Genomic DNA, 3,216 nt, shown 5'->3' on the forward strand with positions numbered 1-3,216 from the left:
TTTTGGGATTGTTCCAGGGCATTATTACTATCAGTATGATAAGAATGGGGTGTATAATTGGCGTAAAAAGCTGCCTTTCCACTATACAAACCGACCTGAGTATGGGAAAAACCTTTTCTATATGCATAATCAGAGCCTATTTATCTATGAGGATCAGGCTTATTATAGGACTTATGAGGATAGTCTCTATGTACCTCACCTCAGCCCCCAGCAGTTGGCGCTGCTCAAAGAAGGAAATACACCTCTAAGAGAATTATTCCCTTCTCAAGACGATAAGCAAAAGAATAAAAAAATAGATACCACAGGCTTTGAGGAGCTTTCCTATTTCTTTTGGAGGCACCAGGGGCAGATTTATCATTTGATTTATAAGGAGTGGTATGATAATAACCAACATGATTGGAAGAGCGAACGTAGATATGTAGTAGTAAAGGGTTATGACAATGCTTCTCTAAGGGTAGTACCCAATGGTTTCTTAGCCGATAAAGATTATTGGTATGATGGTACTACAAGGCTGTTCCCAAGCAAGGACGTGGAGCTTTTGGCTATCTATGAGGGCTATGAGAAAGGCTGGGGTATGTATCCCGCCCCTACTCCTAATTTCTACCTCTTTAAGAATGCCCAGGGGTATTGGTTGGCCGAATTAAGCGGAGAGGGGGCAATGTGTCCATTGACCAATGAGCAAGTCAGTAAATTATTAAACCAACAATAGCAACTCAAAACCTATGATGAAGATATTTTATATTTTTCTCTTTTGTATAGGAATATATACAGCGGTAGCACAGGAAGATACCCTGTATGTGCAGCAAGCACAACAAGTTAAGGATTTACACCAGAGACAATTGAAAACCTATACACGGAATTATATTGTTAATGAGCAATATGCGATTTATCAGGGAGGAAAGCAGCGTAAAATATTCTATCCTGATAAGCAGACCTTCAAGGTGAAAAGAGATCTCGCCTTTATCTATGGAGATTATCAGGAAAAATTGGCTTTTGACAAAAATGGGGTGTATTACAAAGGATATTTCTTCCCCTCCGATACAGCTTCTTTTCAAGTACTTGACCGTATGCAAGGAACCTATTATGAGGAGGGCTATATCCCGACAAATGATAACTCCTATGTATGGAAAACAGATAATGGGGTTTACTTAGATACTGAAAAAATAGAGGGCGCTGATCCTGATACCTTTACGACTATTTTTAGTAAAAGCCATTTCCAATATATGGATAAAAATGCTTTTTATAGTAGGATCGAATATACTACAGAGGAGGAAAGAAGAGCCTATAAGATAAGAAAAGCAGGAGATGTTGACAAGAGTATTCGCCTTAAAAACGAAAAGAAGAGTAGCCATAGAGGAAGATCGTCTTACAAAAAAGAAAAAGAATATCCCCAAGGCTGTGATAGAGAGACTTTTGTACGTCTTAGTTCTTTCTATGGGGTAACTTTCTATAAGGATAAGAACTTGGTGTATATTCGTCAAGAAGAAAAATATACTCCAGTGAAGGGCTATGATGTAGTTTCTTTGCAACCAGCCTTTTTAGATTTGTTTTTTACCGATAAGGACTATGTTTATTATGATACAACTCGGCTTATAGCCAGTAAGCAGGCAGAGCTTTTGGCTGTCTATCGTGGAGACAGGCGTGGCTGGTGCGGGAATGATACCACTGTGGCGACCAACTATTATCTCTTCAAAAATGCTGAAGGCTATTGGTTGGTCAAGATAGGGGGTGGTGTTTTTGTAGAGTTCTTAGGAACTGAATATAATTTCCCAATAAATCAATAACAACTCAAAACTATCATGAATCGTCTTTTACTTTGTACTTTGTTACTGGTCGCTTGCAAGCAAAAGCCTGCGGAGCAGAAAGATTACCCAAAGGGACTAACCACTCATATAGTGTCCATAACTGACCCAGATGACTATAAAGGCTATTTCTCTGACCAATATGGTAATAGCTATAGTGAAGAATATGTTGTCTATGAGGATTATGTGCTCTATCAGGGCAAGAAAGCTACCCTGCGCCTTAGCCCTGATATGGCTACTTTCAAGGGGAAAGGAGATGGGTTTGCCATGGACAAAAACGGCATCTATTACCGTGGCTATTTCTTCCCAATGGATACCACAGGTTTTAAAATAGTTGGGGTAAAGGATATTCCTCTAAGTGAGGAAAATACGCCTATTTGGAAAACCAATAAGAAAGTGTTCTTAGGTACGCAACCTATGGATGTAGCCCACCCAGAATCCTTTGAAATGGCGTATGATTATTATACTCCATGCTATTATTTCAAGGACAAGGAGTTTTTGTATTTCTGTGAGAAAAAGATAGAAGGTTCTGATAGCCAATATATAAGATTATCTGGTATTACCTATGCAGTAGCGGATAAAAACCATACTTATTACAAGGATAAAATCCTCACTTATAAGGGAGAGCCTGTAGAGCTCGTGACAGAGGATTTTTTCAAGACCTCTCGGTATGTACTTGCTTTAACATTGGACGTTGGGGGAGATGACGCTCCTTATTGGAAGGAAGTACCCTATATGGATGTTGCCACCCTTAAGGGACTTTTTATTGATAGCCTTTCAGGCGCTTCTTCAGATTATCTTATGGACAAAAACCATGTGTTCTTTAGAGAAAAAGTACTCCCTATCAAAAAAAGAGATTTTGACAAGATACAAACTTTTGGAACCTATTCTTATATCTCCGATGGCAAGACTATTTATCACATGAGCGACCCTACGCCCTACGATGCTCATACTTTTGGGATAGTGCCAGGGCACGCTGGAGACCTTGTTTATGACAAAAATGGTATTTACATGGATGGAGAAAAACTCCCTTTCAAATATACCACTCCGCTCGTATGGGGAAAAAATGCTTTCTTAGAAGACGATAAGGTTATCTATGAGCAACAAACTTATGATATTAGTAAACGATGGCAATTGATGACCAATAAACCAACAACTAATGAATAGTGACTAATGACTAGTGACTACTTACTTGTCATTATCTAAAACCCTATAACTCAAAATTCAAAACTCAAAACTCTTATGAATCGTCTCTTACTTCTTACTTTGTTACTCGTCGCTTGTGGGCAAAAGCCTGCGAAGCAGCTCCCTGCTACTACTACCAATGAGAAGGCAGTGGTACAAGATACTATGGCTGTATCCGATATTCATCGTACAGATTCCTTATGGCGTTCCTTTGAGAAATATAAGCGTC

The 3,216-nt window shown here is 39.1% G+C and carries 2 protein-coding genes and 1 pseudogene; all 3 read left to right on the plus strand.

The features are described from left to right. A pseudogene (locus Q0625_RS10205) lies at positions 1-709 on the plus strand (DKNYY family protein); the annotation flags it as partial. A gap of 13 nt (positions 710-722) precedes the next feature. Beyond that, positions 723-1,784, plus strand: coding sequence for a DKNYY domain-containing protein (locus tag Q0625_RS10210; protein ID WP_298826701.1), 1,062 nt, complete (start codon positions 723-725; stop codon positions 1,782-1,784). A gap of 15 nt (positions 1,785-1,799) precedes the next feature. Continuing rightward, a complete protein-coding gene (locus tag Q0625_RS10215) occupies positions 1,800-2,969 on the plus strand; it encodes a DKNYY domain-containing protein (RefSeq protein WP_298826704.1) in 1,170 nt (389 codons plus the stop codon). The last annotated feature ends 247 nt before the right edge of the window (positions 2,970-3,216 follow it).

This window comes from uncultured Capnocytophaga sp., from assembly GCF_938029845.1.
Classification (GTDB): Bacteria; Bacteroidota; Bacteroidia; order Flavobacteriales; family Flavobacteriaceae; genus Capnocytophaga.